General features: G+C 64.7%; 16 protein-coding genes and 1 pseudogene. 10 read left to right on the top strand and 7 right to left on the bottom strand.

Annotated elements, in window-relative coordinates:
- Positions 1-86: 86 nt before the first annotated feature.
- Positions 87-1981: pseudogene (gene prpE / locus RGUI_RS08165) on the bottom strand (propionate-CoA ligase PrpE).
- Between the two features lie 236 nt (positions 1982-2217).
- On the opposite strand from prpE, the gene RGUI_RS08160 reads away from it, so the two are divergent.
- Together RGUI_RS08160 and RGUI_RS08155 are read left to right on the top strand one after the other, a co-directional pair.
- Positions 2218-2892, top strand: a complete 675-nt coding sequence (locus RGUI_RS08160) for a VPLPA-CTERM sorting domain-containing protein (RefSeq protein WP_081532596.1) — start codon at positions 2218-2220, stop codon at positions 2890-2892.
- Positions 2893-3237: 345 nt separating this feature from the next.
- Complete coding sequence (locus tag RGUI_RS08155; protein WP_156882907.1) at positions 3238-5868, top strand: AMP-binding protein; 2631 nt, start codon at positions 3238-3240, stop codon at positions 5866-5868.
- Positions 5869-6111: 243 nt separating this feature from the next.
- Here the strand turns inward: RGUI_RS08155 and RGUI_RS21865 are convergent, their stop codons facing one another.
- Positions 6112-7545, bottom strand: a complete 1434-nt coding sequence (locus RGUI_RS21865) for a hypothetical protein (RefSeq protein WP_216640116.1) — start codon at positions 7543-7545, stop codon at positions 6112-6114.
- A gap of 72 nt (positions 7546-7617) precedes the next feature.
- Here RGUI_RS21865 and RGUI_RS21860 point away from each other — a divergent pair, with 72 nt between their 5' ends.
- Entirely contained in the window at positions 7618-7860 is a 243-nt protein-coding gene (locus tag RGUI_RS21860; protein ID WP_216640115.1) for a cytochrome c family protein, read from the top strand.
- Between the two features lie 303 nt (positions 7861-8163).
- Here the strand turns inward: RGUI_RS21860 and RGUI_RS08145 are convergent, their stop codons facing one another.
- Positions 8164-9822: an NAD+ synthase gene (locus RGUI_RS08145; RefSeq protein WP_081532594.1), complete on the bottom strand. Its 1659-nt coding sequence runs from the start codon at positions 9820-9822 to the stop codon at positions 8164-8166.
- A 186-nt stretch (positions 9823-10008) separates the two neighbouring features.
- Between RGUI_RS08145 and RGUI_RS08140 the strand changes: the two genes are divergently transcribed.
- The 3 genes from RGUI_RS08140 to RGUI_RS08130 all read left to right on the top strand — a co-directional run bounded on the left by RGUI_RS08140 (position 10009) and on the right by RGUI_RS08130 (position 15587).
- A complete protein-coding gene (locus RGUI_RS08140) occupies positions 10009-11400 on the top strand; it encodes an MORN repeat-containing protein (RefSeq protein WP_081532593.1) in 1392 nt (463 codons plus the stop codon).
- 223 nt (positions 11401-11623) lie between these two features.
- A complete protein-coding gene (locus tag RGUI_RS08135; RefSeq protein ID WP_216640114.1) occupies positions 11624-14491 on the top strand; it encodes an EAL domain-containing protein in 2868 nt (955 codons plus the stop codon).
- Between the two features lie 58 nt (positions 14492-14549).
- The gene (locus tag RGUI_RS08130; protein ID WP_081536019.1) at positions 14550-15587 is read left to right on the top strand and encodes an AI-2E family transporter; all 1038 of its coding nucleotides are present in this window, start codon (positions 14550-14552) and stop codon (positions 15585-15587) included.
- Here the strand turns inward: RGUI_RS08130 and RGUI_RS08125 are convergent.
- Positions 15584-16645, bottom strand: a complete 1062-nt coding sequence (locus RGUI_RS08125) for a glycosyltransferase (protein ID WP_172841111.1) — start codon at positions 16643-16645, stop codon at positions 15584-15586. The two genes, RGUI_RS08130 and RGUI_RS08125, sit on opposite strands and share 4 nt — an antisense overlap.
- 300 nt (positions 16646-16945) lie before the next feature.
- On the opposite strand from RGUI_RS08125, the gene RGUI_RS08120 reads away from it, so the two are divergent.
- The 3 genes from RGUI_RS08120 (at position 16946) to RGUI_RS08110 (ending at position 19783) form a co-directional block, all read left to right on the top strand.
- Positions 16946-17599: a protein-L-isoaspartate O-methyltransferase gene (locus RGUI_RS08120; RefSeq protein ID WP_081532590.1), complete on the top strand. Its 654-nt coding sequence runs from the start codon at positions 16946-16948 to the stop codon at positions 17597-17599.
- A 65-nt stretch (positions 17600-17664) separates the two neighbouring features.
- Positions 17665-19077 carry a TolC family outer membrane protein gene (locus tag RGUI_RS08115; protein WP_081532589.1) on the top strand — a complete coding sequence of 471 codons (1413 nt, stop codon included), beginning with the start codon at positions 17665-17667 and terminating at the stop codon, positions 19075-19077.
- 70 nt (positions 19078-19147) lie between these two features.
- On the top strand, positions 19148-19783 hold the full coding sequence (locus RGUI_RS08110; protein WP_156882905.1) for a hypothetical protein: 636 nt from the start codon (positions 19148-19150) through the stop codon (positions 19781-19783).
- An 85-nt stretch (positions 19784-19868) separates the two neighbouring features.
- Here RGUI_RS08110 and RGUI_RS08105 read toward each other — a convergent pair whose 3' ends face one another.
- The gene (locus RGUI_RS08105; RefSeq protein WP_081532587.1) at positions 19869-20189 is read right to left on the bottom strand and encodes a DUF6280 family protein; all 321 of its coding nucleotides are present in this window, start codon (positions 20187-20189) and stop codon (positions 19869-19871) included.
- 214 nt (positions 20190-20403) lie between these two features.
- On the opposite strand from RGUI_RS08105, the gene efp reads away from it, so the two are divergent.
- Complete coding sequence (gene efp, locus RGUI_RS08100) at positions 20404-20967, top strand: elongation factor P (protein WP_081532586.1); 564 nt, start codon at positions 20404-20406, stop codon at positions 20965-20967.
- Between the two features lie 18 nt (positions 20968-20985).
- On the opposite strand, the gene RGUI_RS08095 is transcribed toward efp, so the two are convergent.
- Positions 20986-21786, bottom strand: coding sequence for a fructosamine kinase family protein (locus RGUI_RS08095; protein WP_081532585.1), 801 nt, complete (start codon positions 21784-21786; stop codon positions 20986-20988).
- Complete coding sequence (locus RGUI_RS08090) at positions 21779-22537, bottom strand: folate-binding protein YgfZ (protein ID WP_081532584.1); 759 nt, start codon at positions 22535-22537, stop codon at positions 21779-21781. The genes RGUI_RS08095 and RGUI_RS08090 overlap by 8 nt, the downstream gene beginning before the upstream one ends.
- Between the last annotated feature and the right edge of the window lie 14 nt (positions 22538-22551).

Here is a 22551-nt window from a genome sequence, read left to right as displayed (position 1 = left end):
CAAAAAGTCAGCATGGGCGCAATTCCGAGAAAAAAATGCGGCGCGATGACTCGCGCCGCATTCAAATGTCAGGGGCGGTGCCTGTGTCAGGCCGCTTTGGGGAAGCCCAGGCTCTTCAGCGCGCCGGCAATCTCGTCAAGGATGGCGGGGTCGTCGATGGTGGCGGGCATCTTGAACTCTTCCCCGTCGGCGATCTTGACCATGGTGCCGCGCAGGATCTTGCCCGAACGCGTCTTCGGCAGGCGATCCACGACGCAGGCCAGTTTGAACGCGGCGACCGGGCCGATCTGGTCGCGCACCAAGGCGACGCATTCCTTCACGATCTCGCCATGGGGCCGGTCCGTCCCGGTGTTCAGGCACAGAAAGCCCATCGGCAACTGGCCCTTCAGATCGTCCGAAATACCGATCACGGCACATTCGGCGACGTCGGGGTGGCTGGCCAGCACTTCCTCCATCGCGCCGGTGGACAGGCGGTGCCCGGCCACGTTGATGACGTCGTCGGTGCGGGCCATGATATAGACATAGCCGTCTTCGTCCTTGTAGCCCGCATCGCCGGTTTCATAGTAGCCGGGGAAGTGGTTCAGGTAAGACTTCTGGAACCGCTCCGGTGCGTTCCACAGGGTCGGCAGGGTGCCCGGCGGCAGCGGCAACTTGATCGCGATGGCGCCAAGCGTTCCGGCCTCGACTTCGTGTCCGCCTTCGTCGAGAATGTGGATGTCGTATCCCGGCATCGCGACAGAGGGCGAGCCGATCTTGACCGGCAGCTTTTCGATCCCCAGCGGGTTGGCGGCGATGGCCCAGCCGGTTTCGGTCTGCCACCAGTGGTCGATCACCGGCACGCCCAGCATGCGCTGCGCCCATTTGATCGTGTCGGGGTCTGCGCGTTCACCGGCAAGGTACAGCGCCTTCAGCCCCGTCAGGTCGTATTTGTTGAGGAACTCGCCATTGGGATCCTCGCGCTTGATCGCACGGAAGGCGGTGGGCGCGGTGAAGAAACTCTTCACCTTGTGTTCCGAGATCACGCGCCAGAATGTGCCCGCATCGGGCGTGCCCACCGGCTTGCCCTCGAACACGATGGTGGTGTTGCCGGCGATCAGCGGCGCATAGCAGATATAGCTGTGGCCGACGACCCAGCCCACGTCAGAGGCCGCCCAGAACACGTCGCCCGGATCGACGTTATAGATGTTCTTCATCGTCCAGTTCAGCGCGACCAGGTGGCCGCCGGTGGGCGCACCACGCCCTTGGGTTGGCCGGTCGTGCCGGACGTATACAGGATATAGGCCGGGTGGTTGCCCTCGACCGGCACGCAGTCGGCGGGTTCCACACCGTACTGGAAGCCGTGCCAGTTCACGTCGCGGCCTTCTTCCAGATGGGCCACCTCCTGCTCGCGCTGAAGGATCACGCAGAAATCGGGCTGATGCTCGGATTGTGCCAGCGCGCCGTCGAGAAGCGGCTTGTAGTGGACGATGCGGCCCGGCTCGATCCCGCAGGAGGCGGCGATGATGCATTTGGGCTTGGCGTCATCGACCCGGACGGCCAGTTCGTGCGCGGCAAACCCGCCGAACACCACCGAGTGGATCGCGCCAAGGCGGGCGCAGGCCAGCATCGCCTCCAGCGCCTCGGGGATCATCGGCATGTAGATGATGACCCGGTCGCCCTTCTCCACGCCCTTGGCGCGCAGGGCGCCGGCAAGTTGCGCCACGCGGTTGCGCAGCATGACATAGGAAATGGATTTCCGTGTGCCGGTGATCGGGCTGTCATAGATGATCGCGGTCTGGTCGCCCCGGCCGTTTTCGACATGGCGGTCGACGGCGTTCCAGCAGGTGTTCACCATCCCGTCCGCGAACCATTCGTATTCGGGGGCGTTCTCGTCGAACAGCGCCTTGGAGGGCTTCTTGTCCCAGTCGATGGCTTCTGCGGCTTTCATCCAGAACCCGTCCGGGTCGGATTTCCAGGCGTCATATACCTCGGCGTAGCTCATGGTCTTCGGTCCCTCTGCACTGCGTTGGGAAATTCTGTTACGCAGCGCGCATGGATTTCGCAAGATCGAAACCCGGACGGTATGTCACTGTTAGCGCTAATGTCCGGCTGGAATCGTGGGGTACAGGCCGATTCATGCGAAAATGACATGCCTTTAGCGGGCAGGCGGACGAACGATGTTGCCGCACGCCGGTGTCCGCGGTACCTTTTGGCCGTGGTTTATGTGGGGGAGAGACTATGAACACCTTTGACATCAGACAGAATGTTGGCGCATCGGTTCTTGCCATCGCTGCGGTCTTTGCAACATCCGCGGCGGCGGAAACCTTCAGCTTCGACTTCGATAGCGGTTTGCCGGCGGGCTTTTCAGGGGCGGGGTCGACGACTGCCGTTCTGGGGCTGTCCGGCATCAACGGCTTTGACGGGGACATGCTGGTCAGCAGCACCGATGCGATCCTGTCGCTGTCGGGGCTAGCGGCGCATGGCACGGTCTCTGTCAGCTTTGGCTTTGCGGCGATCAATTCGTGGGATGGACCGGATGGCGGCTACTCGCCCGACTACTTCAACATGGAGGCCGACGGCGTCGAGCAGTTCCAGATTTCCGCCGACAACACCGGCGGCTTGCCCGACGTCCCGTCGACGGCCACCGACGAAAGCTTGGGTGAATACTATGGTGGCGGCTATCGCGAGAGCGTCTACACCGTTTCGCTCAGCTTCGCGCATTCCGGCTCTTCGCTGACGCTTGATTTCTTTGCCGATGGCGCCGGCTGGCAGGGCGGTGCGGATGAATTCTGGGCCATCGACAATCTGGTCGTGACGACAGACGCAACACCGGCGGTTCCGCTGCCCGCCGGGCTGCCGCTTCTGGCCGGTGGCATCGCAGCGTTCGGCCTTCTGCGTCGTCCGCGCACCTGATCAGGCAATCGGCGCTGGGTTTTCCGCGGCGGCCTTCGGGCCGCCGTTTTTTGTGGGCTGATGCGACGTGGGCCAGCGTCACGGGCTGCCGGAACGGATCTGAACCTGCGATCAATGATCGCGCTGCACCATGCGCGTGCACATTCACTGGGCGGCCCTGTTGTGGGGGTGGGATATTTCGCGTCTGTAAAGCTGCGGAGCCCAGCCGAAACGGCCCGACGAATGGTACTGATCGGTTCGAACTTCGCAAGTCTGGTTTGCTTCACTACCGCGGGTTGTTATTGCCCCTATCTATTCCTTAAGGTTCATTAAAAAGGCGCCGGGCGGTTGGAATCTGAAGACGAGATGGGTTTGGTTTGGTCGCCGCTCGAAGTCTTGGCCAAGGCGACCGCCGCCGGCGACAGGCCTGTTGTCCTGACCGTCAGGGATGGGGTGGTTTCCACCGTCACAGGCGACGATCTGGTCGGGCTGATCCGCGGTGTCGCGGCGCTGCTGGACAGGTTGGGGATCGGCGCGGGTGATCCGGTGGCGATCTGGGCGCCGAACTCGCCCCAATGGATCGCTGCGGGTCTGGCCTGCCACCTTCTGGGCGTTGTCCTTGCGCCGATCGACGCCGCCTTGCCGGAGCAGGAGGCCATGGCACAGGTCGAAGGATCCGGTGCGCGCGCGATATTCCTGGCGCGCGAGGGCGCGGCCAAGGTGCCGCCCGGTGTCGGGGTTCTGGCGCTGGAGGCGCTGCAACCCTCCACCCGCCCCATGCCCGAGATCGATCTTGCGCCGGACGTGCCGATTGCCCTGTTCCATACTTCCGGAACGACGGGCGCGCCCAAGAAGTTCCATCTCAACCTTGGCAATGTCGGATGGAATGTGCGCGCGATCAGCGACAGCGGTTTTGTGCGTCCGACCTCTCGGGTTTTGCTGCCTCTGCCCTTGCATCACGTGTTTCCGTGGATCACGGCAGCGCTCAGCGCGCTAACGGTCGGGGCCGTTCTGATCTTGCCGCAAGGCCCCACCGGTCGCCATGTCGCCGAGGCCATGCACCTGACGCGGCCGAGCATCCTGATCGGCGTGCCGCGGCTTTTCGAGGCGATGCTGGCCGGTATCCGGACCCGCCTTCGGGCGGAGGGCGCGGCGCTGGCTTTGGGGTTCGAGAGCCTGCTGTGGCTGTCCTTGCGCCTTGCGCCGGTTACCGGCGGTTTGGCCGGCCGCGTTCTCATGGTGCCCTTCCGCCGCCGCATCGCGCCGGGGCTTCGGATCATGGTGTCCGGCGGGGCCCATCTTTCCCGCAGGGTGGAGGATGAATTGACCGCCCTCGGCTGGGATGCGCGGGGGGGCTATGGCATGGCGGAAACCGCCGCCTCGGTCGCCGCACCCTTGAGGCGGAGGCGTGCAGGCTCCAACGGGCAGGCGATCCCGGGATGTGAGATCCGCATCGACCGGCCGAACGAAGACGGCATCGGGGAGATCCTGCTCAAGGGGCCGGTGGTCTTCTCCGGCTATCTGGACGATCCGACCGCCAACGCCACGGCCTTTACGCGCGACGGATTCTTCCGCTCCGGCGATCTGGGCTGGCTGGACAAGGACGGGTTTCTGTATGTGACCGGCCGGGCGAAAGAGGTGATCGTGCTGTCCGGCGGCGACAACCTCAACCCCGAGGATATAGAGGACCGCTATCTCGCCAGCCCTGTGATCGCCGAGATCGGCGTGTTGGAGCGGGAGGGGACCCTTGTCGCGGTCATCGTGCCCGACATGTTCGAGATCGCGCGCATTCAGGTCGCCAACCCCGCGCATGCGGTTTCCATCGCGGTGGCCACGATTGCGCGCGATCTGCCCAGCACATGGCGGATCAGCGCCTTCGTTCTGTCGAACGAACCGATGGAGCGCACGCGCCTGATGAAATTGCGGCGGTTCCTGTTGCCCGATCTTTATGACCGGTTGCGCGCGCGCGGGACGTCCTCGACCTCATCGGAATTGAGCGAACAGGACGCGGCCTGGATCGCCCAGCCGCCGCGGGATGCGGTCTGGCGTGTTCTTGAACAGGAATACCCGGGCCGTCCCTACACGCTGGACGGCTTTGTCGGCTACGATCTGGGGCTCGACTCGTTCGGCTGGATGAACCTTGCCCTCGCCATCGAAAACGCAACCGGTGTGCGCCTGTCGGGCTCGGATATCGCCGGCATCATGACATTGCGCGATCTGATGCGGCTGGTGAGCGAGCGACACGGGGCCGGTGCCCGCGAACAGGCATCCGACGCCGGGCTTGCCATGGATGCCGCAAAATGGCTGGCCCCGCACAGTTTGCGCGAACGGATCCTCGGGGCGCTTCTCTATCGCTCCGATGCTGTCCTGATGCGCACCTATTTCCGGCTTCGGGTCGAGGGGCGCGAAAACCTTGGTGCGGTGCGCGACTGCCCGGTGATCCTGTGTCCCAACCATTCCAGTATTCTTGACTCGCTGGCCGTGGCCGCGGCCTGTCTCCCGCGCCTGCGGCGGCGCCTGCGGTGGAGCGGGTCGCGCGCGCGCACCTTCGATACATGGTTGCGGCGTGCCATTGCGCGCCCCGCTGGCATGTTGCCGGTCGATGAGGCCGATCCGATGGCCGCCATCGGTCTGGGGGTCGCGTCGCTGAACCACGGGATGGCGCAGGTCTGGTATCCCGAGGGGTGGCTGACACCCGATGGCAAGCTGCTGCCCTTTCAGGTGGGCGTCGGGCATGTGGTCCTGCAATCCCGAGCGCCCGTCATCCCCGTGGTGATCGACGGCACCTTTGCCGCGATGCCAAGGGATGCCCGTCTGGCGCGTCCGCGGCGGGTGCGGGTGATCTTCGGTCCGCCTCTGGCCGCTGACGACCTGATCAAGGGGGCCGGGTCGGCGGATGACCGGGCGCAGCATATCGCCGCCCGGATCGAGCGGGAGCTTCTGTCCCTTGCGGCGGCGTACGGGCTGGACCTGGAGCGGAAGGAGCCGCTTGTGTGATCGGGGTGGTCCTGCGCCCGGATTGTACGCCGAAATGCAGCCACCGATCCGCGCTCACCGGCCTGGGCGAGGGCTGATTCGGAGCGGCGATTCGCCTTGCTGGTGGGCGCTAGGGCGGCTTTGTTTGGCAAGAGCTTGCCGAAACCGCGCCGCAGATCGATTTCCGGCGGGGTGGCAAGGCTCTGGCCCGCGTATCAGCGTCGCAGGCAGCCGATCGGGGGCTGGTCAGGGATCACAGGCACGTTATTGTCCGCGGTGGTGGTCAGCGGCACAGGTCTGCCCGCACGAACGGGTGTGCCGTGCCGCCAGATGCGGGAGGCATTCAGGGGCTCCCGCGGGAACCCGCAGGAGGACGTCCTGCCGCGGAGGGGGTGGTCCCGTCCGGTGGCAGCGGAACGAAAAGGATGAAAGATGGCCGAGAATAATTCCACCAACCTGGTTCGACTCATCGTCGCCGCGCCGGCAATCGGGATTGCGTTGTACGCCGTTGCCTATAGCGGCAAAGAGGAGCCCGCGCCGGCCCCGGCAATCGAGGCGCCCGCCGAGGAAGTCGCCGAGGCGGCAACCACCGAGGAAGCGGTGACCGAAGAAGCCGCGGCCGAAGAAGCCCCGGCCGAGGAAGTCGTTGCCGAGGAAGCCCCCGCCGAGGAAGCCCCGGCTGAGGAAGCTGCTGCGGAAGAAGCTCCGGCCGAGGAAGCCGCCGCCGAAGAGGCCCCGGCCGAGGAAGCTGCTGCTGAAGAAGCCCCGGCTGAAGAAGCTGTAGCCGAGGAAGCCCCGGCCGAAGAAGCCGCTGCTGAAGAAGCCCCGGCTGAGGAAGCCGCTGCGGAAGAAGCCCCGGTCGAAGAAGCTGTCGAGGCACCCGCGGTCGACACGCCGGAAGACGTTTCCAACGCGCTGACGCTGGCCGAGCAGGCCGCTGCCCTTGCCGCCGAATACACCGCGCTGGCTGAAAAGGCCGCCGAACTGGCCGGCAAGTCCGCCGCTCTGGCCGGCGAAGAAGAAGCCGAAGCGCCGACCGCCGAAGAAGCGTTCGGCGAAATCGCCGCCGCCGCTGAAGAAGCCGTTGCCGAAGAAGCCCCGGCTGAGGAAGCTGCCGCTGAAGAAGCCCCGGCTGAAGAAGCCGTTGCCGAAGAAGCCCCGGCCGAAGAAGCTGCTGCGGAAGAAGCCCCGGCTGAGGAAGCCGCTGCGGAAGAAGCCCCGGCTGAAGAAGCTGCCGCCGAGGAAGCCCCGGCTGAGGAAGCTGCCGCTGAAGAAGCCCCGGCTGAAGAAGCTGTTGCCGAAGAAGCCCCGGCTGAAGAAGCTGTTGCCGAAGAAGCCCCGGCTGAAGAAGCTGCTGCGGAAGAAGCCCCGGCTGAGGAAGCTGCCGCTGAAGAAGCCCCGGCTGAGGAAGCCGCCGCTGAAGAAGCCCCGGCTGAGGAAGCCGCTGCCGAGGAAGCCCCGGCTGAAGAAGCTGCTGCCGAGGAAGCTCCGGCTGAGGAAGCCGTTGCTGAAGAAGCCCCGGCTGAGGAAGCCGTTGCCGAGGAAGCCCCGGCTGAAGAAGCCGCTGCGGAAGAAGCCCCGGCTGAAGAAGCTGCTGCGGAAGAAGCCCCGGCTGAAGAAGCCGCTGTCGTAGCCGCCGCGTTCACCGGCGATCCGGCTGCCGGTGAAAAGGCCTACAACCAGTGTGCCACCTGCCACGTCGTCGTCAGCCCTGCTGGTGAAACGCTGGCCGGCAAGGCGGCCCGCGTTGGCCCGAACCAGTACGGCACGATGGGCGCCGTTGCCGGTCGGATCGAAGGTTTCCGCTACTCCAAGTCGATGAAGGAAGCCGGCGAGAAGGGCCTTGTCTGGACGGAAGAGAACGTCGTCGAATACGCCCAGAACCCGACCGAGTTCCTGCGCAAATTCCTCGACGATCCCAAGGCGCGCGGCAACATGACCTACAACGCCCGCGATCCGGAAGAAGTGCGCGACATCGCCGCCTTCCTCCACACGATCTCGGAAGAGAACTGAGGCTGACGGGCGCGCGGTCAGCGCGCCCCATGCCTGACGCATTCCCCGCCCCGGACAATCTCCGGGGCGGTTTTTTCTTGTGCAGGCCGTTGCCCGCGAAAGCCTGGCAGGCTGCTGAAAAAGCACATGACATGCGCCGACGGTCGCAACCTTTCGGACCATCGTCCCGAAGCTGGTCCGGGCGATCAGCCCGGGCCGCGCCCACCCAGGGTCGGGCGCGGCACTGCTTGCCTTGCGGCATCGTTGCTGACAAGGAACGGTTTTCTCTTGCGAAGCTGGGGTTTCTGGTTTTTCAGCAGCCTGCTAGGACGGATCGCGCCAGCGGTTGACGATGGGATAACGCCGGTCGAGCCAGAAGGCGCGTTTCGTCAGCCTTGCGCCGGGCGCGGACTGAAAGCGCTTGTATTCGCTGATATAGATCAGGTGCTCGACACGCTTGACGGTGTCGCGGTCGAACCCGGCGGCCACCAGGTCGGCCACCGATTTCTCGTCGTCGATCAGTCCTTCAAGGATCGCGTCCAGCACGTCATAGGGGGGCAGGCTGTCCTCGTCCTTCTGATCGGCGCGCAATTCCGCGCTGGGCGGCTTGTCGATCACTCGGGGCGGGATCACCACGCCCGCCGGACCCATCATCCAGTCGCGATGGGTGTCGTTGCGCCAGCGGCAGGTCTGGAACACGCGCGTCTTGTAAAGGTCCTTGATCGGGTTGTAGCCCCCGGCCATGTCGCCATAGATCGTGGCATAGCCCACTGCGACCTCCGACTTGTTGCCGGTGGTCAGCAGCATTTCCCCGAACTTGTTGGACAGCGCCATCAGGATCAGCCCGCGCAGCCGCGACTGGATGTTCTCCTCGGTGATATCCGCGGCGTGGCCTTCGAAGAGGGGGGCCAGTGCCTGGGTGACTGCCGCGCGGGGGCCGTCGATCGGCACCTCGTCCAGTTGACAGCCAAGTGCGCGGGCGACGGCGGCGGCATCCTCCAGCGAATGGGCCGAGGTGTATTCCGACGGCAGCATCACGCAGCGTACATTCTCAGGCCCGATGGCGTCGGCGGCAATGGTTGCCACAAGCGCGGAGTCGATCCCGCCGGACAGGCCCAGCAGTACCTTCGAAAACCCGCTTTTCCGCAGATAGTCCTGCAGGGCGGTGACCATGACGCGGTAGTCTTGCTCCCAAGCGTCGGGCAGGGTGTCTTTCGTGCCGTCCTCCGCCTGCCAGCCCTCGGCCGTGCGGACGAAATCAACATGGGCAAGCCCTTCGTCGAACACCGGCATCTGCAGCGCCAGCTTGCCCCCGGTGTTCAGCACGAAAGAGCCGCCGTCGAACACCTGATCGTCCTGCCCGCCGGTGAGGTTGAGATACACCAGCGGCAGCCCGGTTTCGACAACGCGGGCCACCATCAGCGACAGGCGTTGTTCGAACTTGCCCCGGTGATAGGGGGAGCCGTTGGGAACCAGAAGGATTTCGGCCCCGGTCTCGGCCAGCGCCTCGGTCACGTCGTCGAACCATGCGTCTTCGCAGATCGGGGTGCCGATCCGGATCGGGCCGACCGCGTAGGGCCCGTTGATCGCCCCGCTGTCATAGACGCGCTTTTCATCGAAGACGCCGTCATTGGGCAGGTGGTGCTTGAACACCCGGGCGGTGACCTGCCCGCCCTGACAGATGTAGTAGGCGTTATAAAGATGCCCGTGCGCGGCATAGGGCGCCCCGATGCCAAGGGCGGGCCCTTGCGCGCAATCGCGGGCAAGGCGTTCGACATGGGCCATCGCGTCGGCGGTGAAAGCCGGTTTCATCACGAGGTCCTGCACCTGATAGCCGGTCAGGAACATCTCGGGGAAGGCGATCATGTCGGCGCCCGCGCGGCGCGCCTCCTCCCACGCCTTGCGCGCCGTGTCGGCGTTGTCGTCCAGCGCCCCCGTGGTGGGGTTGAGCTGGGCCAGTGTCAGGCGAAACCTTTCGGCCATCGGTGCCCCCGTCTGAATTCTGCCGCGTCTTAGCAGACTGACAGGCAAGTGAAAGCCGGGACCTGTGAAAAGCGTTGTAAGCCCCGCAGGCGTCAACTAGGGTTTGGCACGTCTTCACAAGAACCGCATTCAGGTCGGCCGACGGGGGCTCAGGTGCTCAGAGCAGGGATCGTATTATCTTGTGCCATGCTGATTGCGGCGGGTACGGCATCCGCGCAGGACAATGGCGAGATCGTCACCCGCCAGTATGACGACGGCGCGATTTACGAGGGCACCTTCAAGGACGGTCAGCAGCACGGGCAGGGCACCTATCGCCTGCCCAACGGATATGAGTATTCCGGGCAGTGGGTCGAGGGCCGGATCGAGGGCACGGGCGTGGCCCGGCTGGTCAACGGGTCGGTCTACGAGGGCGAGTTCACGAACGGAAAGCCCGACGGTCGCGGCAAGATCACATTCGCCGATGGTGGTACGTATGAGGGCGCCTGGCAGGACGGCAAGATCACCGGTGAGGGTGTGGCGGTCTATGCCAACGGCATGCGGTACGAGGGCGAATTTCGCAACGCCATGCATCACGGCGTCGGCGTGGTGACCAGCCCCAACGGGTACGTCTACGAAGGAACATGGGTGGACGGCGCCAAGGACGGCAAGGGCAAGATCACCTATCCCGGCGGCCGGGTCTATGAAGGCGAGATGAAGGATAACAAGCGTTCAGGACAGGGGACGCTGACCACGCCCGAGGGTCTGACCTATGCCGGGACGTGGGAAGATGGCGAGATGAACGGTCTCGGCATCCTGACCCAGCCCAATGGCGACACCTATGAAGGGACATTCGTCAATGGCGAACGGCACGGGACCGGCAAGGTCACCTATGCCAACGGCGATGTCTACGAGGGCGATTATCGCAACGACAAGCGGCACGGCAAAGGGGTCTTTCTGGGGATCGACGGCTATCGTTATGAAGGCGACTGGGTCGCTGGCCGGATCGAGGGCGAAGGGCGTCTGACCTACCCCGATGGCGCGGTCTATGTCGGCGAATTCCGCGACGACCTGCCAGAGGGCAAGGGCAAGGTCACCTATGCCGACGGGTCCACCTATGAGGGCAACTGGGCCGCCGGCGTGATCGAAGGGGAGGGCAAGGCCACGTTCCTCAACGGCCTTGTCTATGAGGGCGCGTTCAAGAACGCCACCTATGACGGCCTTGGCACGATGACCCACGAAAGCGGCTATCTTTACACCGGCGAGTGGAAGAACGGGCTGCGCGACGGGGAGGGGACCGCGACCTATCCCGACGGGTCGGTCTATTCGGGCCACTTCGTCAACGGGGAGCGTGAGGGGCAGGGGACCATCACCATGCCCGACGGCTTCACCTATACCGGTGGCTGGAAGGACGGCAAGTTCGACGGGCCGGGCGTTGCGACCTATTCCAACGGCGACCGGTACGAAGGTATGTTCGCGAAGGGTGTCATCGACGGTCAGGGCAGGATGCAATATGCCTCTGGTGCGGTGCGCGAGGGCATGTGGCGCAACGGCGAGCCGGTGGAAGACACGGCCACCCCGGCCGAGGTTCGGGCGGACTGACGACCGACTGCTTGTGTCCTATTGCGCAGGCGTCCAGCCTGCGGACGGGGCCGCCCAAAACCCTTAGAATGCAAGGCAAAGCCGAATTATCAGGCAAGTGTTAGGGCATTGGTGCCACCAAGGGTCCCGGCGACGTCACGAATCCGCCGGCTGGGGTTTGACCTGAATGGACCGTTCCACAAACCGTTTTCACCAGTTTCTCGGGCAGTCTGCCCGACCGGCCATGTTGTTGGGCCTTAATGGCACGGTGCTGTGCGCCAATGACGCCGCGCGGCGGATTTTCGCCCGTGAGGGGGAGGCCCTTGAGGGCAAGTCCGCCCCGGCCCTTTTCCATCCAGAGGACGCTGCCCGCATCGCCACCTGCTGTGATCGGGTGGCCTCCGGACAGGCGCTCGCCCTGCCCGATATCCGGCTACGCGGTCCGGCGGCGCAACCGGCCTTCGATCTCGATTTCAGCCCGGTTGAAGAGGAAGGCAGGATCGCGGCCGTTCTGGTCTTCGGCGAACCGCGCGCGGTGTGTGTGCCGCGTTTGCCCCCGATCCCCGATATACGGACGGGCACCTGCCTGAAGCTGCAGCAATACGAACTGCTTCAGATGGCGGCCGAAACCGCCGGGTTCGGGCAGTGGTATCTCGACACCGGCACGCAGCGGATCAAGGCGACCGATACCCTGTTCCGCATGCTGGGCTATCAGCCGGAAAAGATCGATCTGGATCTGCCGTGGTTCCTGTCCCGGATACACCCCGACGACCGGCACGTCGCCGAAGCCGCGATCGACGGCCTGATCGCCGAAAGCGTCGGCGTGCGCCGTGACGACTACCGCATGCGCTGCAAGGACGGGACGTGGCGGTGGTTTCAGAACTGCGTCCAGCGGGCATTCCTGCCCGGGTCGCCCGGAACCAATGTCATCTGCGGCAGCCTGATCGACATTTCCGCGCGCAGGGCTGTCAGCGAACGGCTGAATACCCTTGCCGACAATCTGCCCGGCGCATTGTTCGAACGTCAGGAAAGCGTCAGCGGCTCGGTCTCGCTGCCCTATTCCAGCGCGAAGATGCCCGAACTTCTTGGTCTCGACCCTTCCGGTATGGCCGATGACGCGGGCACGATACTCTCCCACGTCCATCCGGAGGATCGCGAACGGGTTGAGGCCGGGATACGCGTCTCCAAACAGACGCTTGCGCCCCTGAATTGCCGGTTCCGGCTCGACCATCCCGACATCGGGGCGCGTTGGCTGTCGGTATCGGCTCTGCCCTTCCGGAAACCGGATGGGGCGACGGTCTGGTTCGGCTATCTTCAGGACATCACCGACCGGGTGCAGACGGAAGCGCAGGTCGCCGAGGCGACGCAGGCCCTGCAGGCCGCGCATGAACGGCTGACGTCCATTGCCGACAATGCGCCGGCAGGCATCTTCGAATACTGGCTTTTGCCCGACGGTCATGGCGAGCTGCGATATACCAGCGCCCGGTTCGAGGAACTGGTCGGCAATTCCGGACCGGCCGCGACCGTGCCGCGCCCGGCGGCGTTTTCAAAGGTTCTGCCGCAGGACTTTCCAAGCTTCATGGCAAGCATCAAGGACTCCGCCCACACGCTGAAGCCCTGGACCTGCCGCTTTCGCATCGTCGGGCGTGCGCGCAAGATTCACTGGATCTCCGGTTCGGCGATCCCGCGGCGCAAGGAGGATGGCACGGTCGTCTTCACCGGTGCGCTGACCGATGTGACAAAGGATGTGGAACGTGAGACCTCGCTGGCGCGGGCCCACCGGCTGGCCGAAGACATGCGCATCCGCAATGAACATCAGGCGCTGCATGACGGTCTGACCGGCCTGCCGAACCGGCGGTATTACGACCAGATGATCGCGCAGCGGATGCAGGATGCCGCAGACGGCACCATGCCGGGCGACTGCGTTCTGATCAGGATCGACCTTGACCATTTCAAGAGTGTCAATGACACGCTGGGGCACGAGGCGGGCGATCAGGTGCTGATCCGGGTGGGAGAGGTCCTTCGGCGCTGCATCCGGCGCGTGGACTTCGCCGCGCGGATCGGCGGCGACGAGTTCTCGATCATCCTCGGGGCGGGCCATTCGGTGTCCGATGCGCAGGAGACGGTGAAGCGTATCAAGGACCGGCTGGCGGAACCGTTGCTGTACAAGGGGCGCCCCTGCCGGTTCGGGGCCAGTTTCGGCATCGCCCATGCCGAGGACATGACCGAGGTGGGCGGCGAATTGCAGCTGTTCGCCGATGCCGCGCTCTACCGTGCCAAGGATGGTGGCCGCAACCGGGTGGAGTTGTTCACCGCGGAATTGCACCGGGATATCCTGCACGACCGCCGGCTTGCCGCGGAACTTCAGGACGCGTTGGAAAATGACGAATTCGTCCCCTTCTTCCAACCCCAGATCCGGGCCGACGACGGCGCGCTGTTCGGGGTGGAGGCGCTGTTGCGCTGGGATCATCCCGAGCGGGGGATACAGACACCCGACAGTTTCATGCATGTCGCCGAACAGATGCGCATCGTGCCCGAGATCGACCGGATCGTGATGGAAAAGTCGCGCGGGGCCCTTGCGCGATGGCGCGACCGGGGGGTGATCGTGCCCAAGATCAGCTTCAACGTCAGTTCCGGGCGGATGCACGACCCCGACGTGGTGCGCGCCGCCAAGGAGATCGCGAAGGGCGATACGCGCGTCACGTTCGAGTTGCTTGAATCGATCCTGGTGGAAGAGGAAAGCGACGCCTTCAAGGCCCATCTGGAGATGATCCGGAGTGCCGGGATCGATATCGAGATCGACGATTTCGGGTCTGGTCACGCCTCGATCGTGGGCCTGATGGAAATTGCCCCAACGGCCCTGAAGATCGACCGACGCATCGCCCTGCCCGTGGTTCATGACGAGCGGTCGCGCCATCTTGTCAACGCCATCGTTGAAATCGCCGAAACCCTTGGCATCGGCATCATCGCCGAAGGCGTCGAAACCCGGGACCATGTCGCCATTCTTGCCGCCCTGGGATGCCAGGTGCTGCAGGGGTATCATTTCGCGATGCCGCTGAGTGAGGCACAGCTTCTGGATTTTGCGCCGCGCCTGTCCGTCCGCCGCGCCTGACGTTGCGATCGCCGATGGAATCGTCGCATTTGCGCGGCCGATCTGCCAGACAACCGGCATGCGCCTGACGACACTCACCCACGGGACGGCCCTTGCCATCATGATCGGATGGCTGTTGTGGATCGGCAAGCCGGTGCTTCTGCCCGTGCTGGCGGCGGTGATCGCGGTGTACATCCTGTCGGCCGGGGTGCATGCGCTGTCGGGGCTTCCGGTCCTGCGGCTGGCGCCGCAATGGATGCTGCGGATGGTTGTGCTGTTGGGGTTCACGGTCGCGATCCTGTTGCTGGGCCTTCTGCTGACGGCGAATTTCGCGCGCGTCGCCGCGGCCCTGCCACGGTATGAGACGAATATCGATGCCCTTGTCGTCCGCATCGCGGAACTGATGGGGCTGAGGGACGAACCCAACTGGGCGACGATCCGGGATTCCACCATCGGCCGGATCGATACCCGCCGGTGGATTTCCTTTTTGCTCAATTCGGTGCGCGGTTTCGGCGGAACGCTTTTCTTCATCGTGCTCTACGCCTCGTTCCTGTTTGCAGAGCGGATGCAGTTCGCCTCCAAGTTCCACCTGGCGCTGGGCAGTACCGGGCGCACCGAACATGCGCTGGGCTTGTTGGAGCGGATCAACGAACGCATCGGCGACTATCTTCTGGTGAAGACGACGATCAACGTGATCCTTGGCGTCCTGTCCTACCTTCTGCTCAGGGCCATCGGGATCGAGTTCGCCCTGTTCTGGGCGATCCTGATCGCCGTGCTGAATTACATCCCCTATTTCGGTTCGCTGATCGGCGTGCTGTTTCCGGTGCTGCTGTCGCTGGCGCAGTTCGGCACGCTCTGGACCGCGGCACTGACGCTTGTCGCCCTGACCACGGTGCAGGTCTATGTGGGCGCGTATCTTGAACCGCGGCTGATGGGACGGGCCTTCAACCTCAGCCCGCTGGTCGTGCTTCTTGCACTGGCGTTCTGGGGGACGCTGTGGGGTGTGCCGGGGGCAATCCTTGCGGTGCCGCTGACATCGAGCCTTGTCATCGTTCTGGCGGAAATCCCGGCCACGCGGCCCGCCGCGATCATGCTGTCGGCCAGCGGCAAGGTTTAGGCTTCGGATTTGGTCCGGTTCTGGTGTGCGCGTCCAGCCGGGCGCGGTGCCGTTTCCATCTGCCGCAACCGGATCAGGAGCGTTTCCGTCAGCCGCCGGTTCGCAGCCAGCGCAGTCCCAAGATAGGCCGCCACCAGCGTCAGATATCCGGCCAGTACCAGTGCGCCGCCCAGAACCGCGAAGGCGACAGGATTGCTGCTGTAGGACGAAACAAGCAATGGCGCGACACATGCGGCGGCGCCGAGGATCAGCAAGACGAGTCCCGCGGCCAGCAAGGCGGCCGCCGGCCGATGGTACAGCGCGCCCTTCAGCGAGGTGACGGCACCGAGAACGCGAAACGGGCGCAGCGGCAGCAGTTGCCGACGGCGCGGGGCTGAAATGGTCTGCAAGGGGGCCGAGATGACGCTTAACCCATGCTGGCGCGCATGTATCAGCGTATCGGCGTCGCTGGTGCGCGGCATGACCGTCATGGCCAGCGCGGCGTCGCGGGAATACGCCCGGGGGCCTGCCGCAGCGTCACGCCGTCTGACCCAGGGGAAGCGGCGCAGCGGGCCGGAATCGTTCGGTGAAAGCGCCCCGTCTGTGGTCGTGCAGCCGGAGGCGTCGCCGCCGTCCCGGTGGCCCATCACGATATCGGCGCGGCCCTCGACGATCGGGCGCACGAGTTCGGGAACGCCACGTCCCCCGCACCGGTTGCCGCCGTCGATGGTCACGATGATGTCGGCCCCGGCGGCCAACGCGTTGTCGAGGCCCGTCTGGAAACTGTGGGACAGACCCGAGTGCGCCTTGTGCCGCACAATGTGTTCGACGCCGTAGCACAGGGCGATGTCGACGGTCGCATCGGTGGAACTGTCATCGATCAACTGGATCTCGACCTTGCCGACCCCGTCGATCTGCTGCGGGATGCTGTCGAGAATGACCGGAAGCGAGCTTTGGTCGTTGTGGCACGAAATCTGCACGACCAGTTTTAGGGAACTCGCAGGCGCCAAACCGGATGAGGGCCGCGACAGGCTGGAGGCCAGACCGTCACTTTCGAACTGTCGATAGGTGTATGTCATCGGGCCGGTCCGGGGCGTTGTTCGTACTGGGGTTGGGTCGCGTACGCCCCGCGGTTGTGATGGCACGAAAATGTGGTGGAAGTGCGCCCTTGGCTTGGCCTGGGCATGGCCGCCCCGGTTCTCGGGCATCCCGTCGGCGCCGGATCGAGGCTGTCTAGCTGCCGACCCTCTGGCCGCAATGCGCGGCACTTGTACCATAGCTGCCATAGTTCAGGGGCATCCACCCCTCTTGCCATTGCCGGTTGTGGTCTTCTGTGGCATCACAAAATTAGTGAATTAACTGTGGGAGGGTGAGGCGGAATGCCCGATTACGTAGCGCGCCGCGAGGCTATGGTGGATACGCAGGTCCGTCCGTCCGACGTGACCCGTTTGCCGATTATCGAGGCGCTTATGGCCGTACCGCGGGAGGCCTATGTGCCGGCCGCCCTGCGCGAGGCCGCCTATGTCGGGGAAAACCTTCCGCTTGGCCCGGGGCGCACGGTGCTAGAGGCTCGGACCTTCGCCAAGATGCTAGAGGCGCTGGACCCCCGGCCCGGCGATCTGGTGCTCGATCTCGGCAGCGGGCTTGGCTACTCCGCTGCGGTGATCGCGCGGATGGCCGATGCGGTCGTGGCGGTCGAGGAAGATGCCGCCATGGCGGCCGAGGCCGAGTCGATCCTTGCCGAACACGGTGTCGACAATGTCGCGGTGGAGCAGGCGGCGCTGACCGAGGGCGCGCCCAAGCATGGCCCCTATGACGCGATCGTGGTCGAGGGCGCGGTAGAGCAAATCCCCGACGCCATTCTGGACCAACTGAAAGAAGACGGCCGGATCGTCGCGCTTTTCATGGAAGACAGCCTTGGCATCGTGCGGATCGGCTACAAGGTCGGTGGGGCTGTGACATGGCGGTTCCTGTTCAATGCAAGCGCGCCGGTGCTGCCGGGCTTTGCGCGGGAGCGGGCCTTCGAATTCTAGAACGTTCGCAATAAGGACGAATGCCGCGCAGGCAGGTCGCGGCCAGCAAGAGGCGAGAAGAAACGATGAGCAGGATTGTTGGAAGACTGAGCCGCGCGGCCCTTGCTGCCGCGGCTTTGACCATGGGGCCGATGCTGGCCTCTGCGGAGACGCTGAGCGACGCGTTGATCGACGCCTACAAGAACTCGCATCTGCTGGAGCAGAACCGGGCCGTGTTGCGCTCTGCCGACGAAGACGTGGCGCAGGCTCTTGCCGGGTTGCGGCCGGTGATCGACTTCACGATCAATGCGGGCTATGGCCAGACAAACGTAAACCCGGAAACCACCAGCAGCATCGACACCTATTCGCGCACTGCGACGGCCGAACTGACCGCGCAGTTGACGCTTTACGATCACGGGCGCACGCGCCTTGCCATCGATGCCGCCAAGGAAGTGGTTCTTGCCACCCGGGCCGGTCTGATGGGCGTTGAGCAGGATATCCTCCTGAACACCGTTCAGGCCTATATGGACGTCTTCGCCAGCCTTGAAAGCGTTCGCGTGGCCGAGAACAACGTGCGGGTGCTGACCACCGCCTTGCGCGCGACGCGCGACCGGTTCGAGGTGGGCGAGGTCACGCGCACCGATGTGTCGCTGGCGGAATCCCGTCTGGCGGCAGGTCGCTCCAACCTCGTGGCTGCGCAGGGCAGCCTTGCCACGGCGCGGGAGGCGTTCAAACTGGCCGTCGGGCGGTATCCGGGTGCGTTGAGCGGTCTGCCCCGCCTGCCGCAAATCCCGAAAACCAGCGACGCGTTGCGCGATCTGGCGGTCCGCAGCCATCCCGACATTCTTCAGGCGCAGCACAATGTCACGGCGTCGGAGCTCAACCTCGCCCGTGCCAAGGCGAATTACGGGCCGACGATCACGGGGTCCGCGTCGGTGTCGGCCTCTGAATCGTCAAGCGGCCTGATCCGTCGCGACTCGCAAGATGCCAGCTTGGGGATCACGCTCAATCAACGCCTCTATGCTGGCGGGGGGCTTTATGCGGCGGAACGTCAGGCCCGTGCCGGGGTTCAGCAGGCCCGCGCCGGACTGCTGCAAAACGTGCGGCTGATCGATCAGGAGGCCGGCAATGCCTGGGCCAGCCTTGCCGTTGCCCGCGCGCAGATCGAGGCGACGGCCCGGCAGGTCGAGGCGGCGCAGCTGGCCTTTGAGGGGACCGAGGAAGAGGCGCGTCTTGGCGCGCGCACGACGCTGGATGTTCTGGATGCCGAGCAGGAATTGCTGGACGCCCGGATCGCCCGGATCGAGGCGCAGACTTCGCAGTACAAGGCCGTCTATTCGGTGCTGGCCGCGGCCGGGCTGATGACGGTCAAGCATCTGGGCCTTGGCATTCCGACCTATGATCCGCTGGACTACTACAACGCCGTCAGCAACGCCCCGGCCAAAAGCATTCAGGGCCGCAAGCTTGACCGCGTGCTTGAGAAGATCGGTCGCAACTGACCGTCGCGGATATTGAGCAAGCGGCAATCTGCCGCTACACTTGTGGATGCAGGTAAGATCGGCATGTCGAATGGCTGACTCGTCGCCGTCTCAGGATGTGGAGCAGGTTCTGACCTCGATCCGAAGGATCGTTGGTGAGGGTGCGCCTGCGCGGCGTCAGCGTCTGATCCTGACCCCCGCCCTGCGGGTTCCGCCTGCGTCCCCCGAAAGCCGCGGTCACGGGAACGCTGCTGCCCCCGAAAACGGTACGCCTGTGGGTGCGGATCGTCCGGCCCAGAACGGCCGGCCGGCCGGGGCGGTGCCAAAGACCGCCCGACCTGCGGGTGCGGAGGGCGATGCCCTTGAACAACGGATTGCCGAACTGGAGGCCGTGATCGCCCGGGCGGATGCCTCATGGGAGGCCGAAGTCACCCCGCGGGTGGCCGCCGCCCTGGGCAAGCTGTCTGCCGAAGCCGCCCCGGCCGCGGGCAGGGCCGCGACGGTGCAGCCCGCACCGGAGGGGAAGGGCGCGCCCAACGGTCATGCGCATCGTGGCACCGAAGGGCCCGACGAGATTTCGGAAGACGAGTTGCGCAGCCTCATCACCCGGATCGTTCGGGAGGAGCTTCAGGGGGACCTCGGCGCGCGCATCACCCGCAATCTGCGGAAGCTGATCCGGACCGAGATCCGGCGCGCGCTGGCCGTCAAGAACGGCGAGACCGACTGACACCAACGTTTCCTGTGTGACGGGCGCATGGCGCAACGAAAAAGCGCGCCCGTTCGGCGCGCTTTGTTCGATAGGGTAGAACGGATCAGGCCGCTTCGGCGCGTTCCTGCAACTGGCGCCGTTCGCTTTCTTCGCGCGACAGGGCCACCGATGTCCGCACGCCACGGGCCACGAATTCCATCAGGCCGCTGACCACGCGCTCGTTCGGGTCGATCCCGGCGCAGGAGAGAACCTCGCGCCCGTCGCGTGAGCGCGCCCAGCGGGCGATCTGCTCCGGACCGTTGCCATATTTCTTGTCGTCAGCAATGGCATCATCCAACGCGGCAAGCACGACGGCAGCGAACAGTTTTCGGGCACGATGCCCCTGTTCGTGGTTGAAAGCTGTTCCATCAACGAAATCGGCCATCTCGTCGTCCTTTATTCTTGCTCTTGCATTTCGGGCATGCCGGTGAATATGACGGTTTTATTGCGATTCGGTATTTCCCATTTGGAATGGCTTCCATGCAGGAAATGCATACCTCCCGAGTGTGGCCACCGGATCTAGTCGTCTTGTCAGCCCAGCACTGCCAATATATAGGTGCGCGAAAATCACGATCAACCACTCGTTAAGGGTCGCAGCCATGCCCAAGATCAACGGAAACGAGATCCGCCCCGGGAACGTGCTTGAACACAATGACGGCCTGTGGTCCGTCGTGAAGGTCGATCACGTCAAGCCGGGCAAGGGCGGTGCCTTCGCCCAGGTGGAATTGCGCAATCTGCGCAACGGGTCGAAGCTCAACGAACGCTTCCGCAGCGCCGACAAGGTGGAACGCGTCCGGCTGGAGCAGAAGGACCAGCAGTTCCTGTACGAAACCGACGGGATGCTGGTCTTCATGGACACCGAAACCTACGAGCAGATCGAGCTTCCCGCCGATCTTCTGGGGGACCGTCGCCCGTTCCTGCAGGACGGGATGCAGGTGGTGATCGAGTATTATGAAAGCGAGGCGCTGAACGCCACGCTGCCGCAAAAGGTCGTCTGCAAGATCGAAGAGACCGAACCGGTGGTGAAGGGGCAGACCGCGGCCAACAGCTTCAAGCCGGCGCTTCTTGACAACGGCGTTCGCGTCATGGTGCCCCCCTTCGTGGGAACCGGCGAAGACATCGTGGTGAACACCGAAACGATGGAATACGCCGAACGCGCCTGACTTGGCGCGTCGCGGAGATCATGCCCCGACCGCGGTCAGGCAGCGGTCGACCATGCTGCGATACCCGCCGCCGAACAGGCGCAGATGCACCAGCGCGGGCCAAAGCTGATAGATGGCCCGCCGGTCCTGCCAGCCGCTTTCAGGCGGGCCATAGGTGTCCATGAAGCTTGGGCCGGGGCTGCCGAAAAGCGTCAGCATCGCCAGATCGACCTCGCCATGTCCGTAATAGCAGGCCGGGTCGATAAAGGCCGCCCCCGTGCCGGTGAACAGGACATTGCCCGCCCAAAGATCGCCATGCAGCAGCGCCGGGCGCGGGTGCGGTGGCAGCAAATCAGGCAACCGGGCCACGAGCCGTTCTACCCGGTGTGCAATGTCGCTTGGTATCTTGTCCGGCCATGCCAACAGGCGGCGCGCACCCCAGAACTGGCACCAGTCGTCAGAATATGTGTTGGGCAGGGTCGCTTGGCCGAAGGCGTAGTCCTCCCCCCAGCCATAGCTTTGCCCCTCGTCCGCGTGAAGGGTGGCCAAGGCGTGCCCCAGTGCCGCCCATCCCGATGGCGATGCGGCAGCCTCCGCCAAGTATTCCAGGATCAGCAGCGTGCCGGAGACCGCCAGAACCTTGGGCGCCGGGGCCCCCGCACGGTCGATGGCCCGCAGCATGCGTGCCTCCGCGGCGACCAAAGGGCCGGTCTTTGCAACGACGCGTGTGCCATCGTCCAGCATGACAAGGGTGACTTCGGACAGGTCGCCACCATGCAACGGAGATATCTGCCGGACCGTGGCGCCGAGCAGGGATTCGATCGTGGCGCGGTCAGCCATTATCCCAGGTGACGGTCGCATCCCCGGCTGTCATCGGCCCGGCGGCACGATCGAAACGCAACAGGGCCAGTGCCTGCCCGTTCGCTTGCGTGTAAAGCGTGCCTGCGAATTTGCCGTCGGCCATGATTTCGCTGCCTACGGGGGCGGCGCCGTCGATGGCGACGGTGACAAGGCCCTTCTTCAACTCGGTCTTGTGCTTCATCCGGGCCGTTACCTCTTGCCCGACATAGCAGCCCTTGCGGAAATCGACGCCGTTCAGCCGTTCGAAGCCGGCCTCCAGGATGAAGGTCGCGTCCGGGATCAGTTCGATGCCGGTCTCGGGGATGCAATGGGCCACGCGAAGCGCTTCCCAATCCGTGGTGTCCGCCGATACAGAGCTGTCGGTGTAGGCGCGCCAGCCAAGCGCCGGGTCGCGCGGATCGGGCCACGCGTCCGTGGGCGCCGGGCCAAGCCCGCGCTGCACGGACAGGCCGCTGGGCTCAATCGCGACATCGGCCCGCAGCTTGTACATCGTCAGACGTTTGAGAAGCGCGTCGGCAAGATCCGTCTTCACATCCAGCAGGATGCAGTCGTCGTGCCCGGCAAGGAAGAAATCGAACAGGTACTTGCCCTGCGGGCTCAGCAGCGCGGCGTAGATCAGACCCCCGTCGAGCTTGGAGACGTCATTGGTGACCAGCCCTTGCAGGAAATGCACCCGGTCCGCCCCGGTGATCCGAAAGACCGTCCGGTCCGTTGCTGCCTCTGCTTGCATGCTGCCCCTCTTTC

This window comes from Rhodovulum sp. P5 (assembly GCF_002079305.1).
Lineage (GTDB): Bacteria > Pseudomonadota > Alphaproteobacteria > Rhodobacterales > Rhodobacteraceae > Rhodovulum.
This window is presented reverse-complemented; position numbering and strand designations above follow the sequence as displayed.

What these genes read in the sequence shown, in the direction of transcription:
- RGUI_RS08160 (WP_081532596.1), top strand. Translation starts at nt 2,218, where the DNA reads ATGAACACCTTTGACATCAGACAGAATGTTGGCGCATCGGTTCTTGCC.
- RGUI_RS08155 (WP_156882907.1), top strand. Translation starts at nt 3,238, where the DNA reads ATGGGTTTGGTTTGGTCGCCGCTCGAAGTCTTGGCCAAGGCGACCGCC.
- RGUI_RS21860 (WP_216640115.1), top strand. Translation starts at nt 7,618, where the DNA reads ATGGGCGCCGTTGCCGGTCGGATCGAAGGTTTCCGCTACTCCAAGTCG.
- RGUI_RS08145 (WP_081532594.1), bottom strand. Translation starts at nt 9,822, where the DNA reads ATGGCCGAAAGGTTTCGCCTGACACTGGCCCAGCTCAACCCCACCACG.
- RGUI_RS08140 (WP_081532593.1), top strand. Translation starts at nt 10,009, where the DNA reads ATGCTGATTGCGGCGGGTACGGCATCCGCGCAGGACAATGGCGAGATC.
- RGUI_RS08135 (WP_216640114.1), top strand. Translation starts at nt 11,624, where the DNA reads ATGTTGTTGGGCCTTAATGGCACGGTGCTGTGCGCCAATGACGCCGCG.
- RGUI_RS08130 (WP_081536019.1), top strand. Translation starts at nt 14,550, where the DNA reads ATGCGCCTGACGACACTCACCCACGGGACGGCCCTTGCCATCATGATC.
- RGUI_RS08125 (WP_172841111.1), bottom strand. Translation starts at nt 16,645, where the DNA reads ATGACATACACCTATCGACAGTTCGAAAGTGACGGTCTGGCCTCCAGC.
- RGUI_RS08120 (WP_081532590.1), top strand. Translation starts at nt 16,946, where the DNA reads ATGCCCGATTACGTAGCGCGCCGCGAGGCTATGGTGGATACGCAGGTC.
- RGUI_RS08115 (WP_081532589.1), top strand. Translation starts at nt 17,665, where the DNA reads ATGAGCAGGATTGTTGGAAGACTGAGCCGCGCGGCCCTTGCTGCCGCG.
- RGUI_RS08110 (WP_156882905.1), top strand. Translation starts at nt 19,148, where the DNA reads ATGGCTGACTCGTCGCCGTCTCAGGATGTGGAGCAGGTTCTGACCTCG.
- RGUI_RS08105 (WP_081532587.1), bottom strand. Translation starts at nt 20,189, where the DNA reads ATGGCCGATTTCGTTGATGGAACAGCTTTCAACCACGAACAGGGGCAT.
- efp (WP_081532586.1), top strand. Translation starts at nt 20,404, where the DNA reads ATGCCCAAGATCAACGGAAACGAGATCCGCCCCGGGAACGTGCTTGAA.
- RGUI_RS08095 (WP_081532585.1), bottom strand. Translation starts at nt 21,786, where the DNA reads ATGGCTGACCGCGCCACGATCGAATCCCTGCTCGGCGCCACGGTCCGG.
- RGUI_RS08090 (WP_081532584.1), bottom strand. Translation starts at nt 22,537, where the DNA reads ATGCAAGCAGAGGCAGCAACGGACCGGACGGTCTTTCGGATCACCGGG.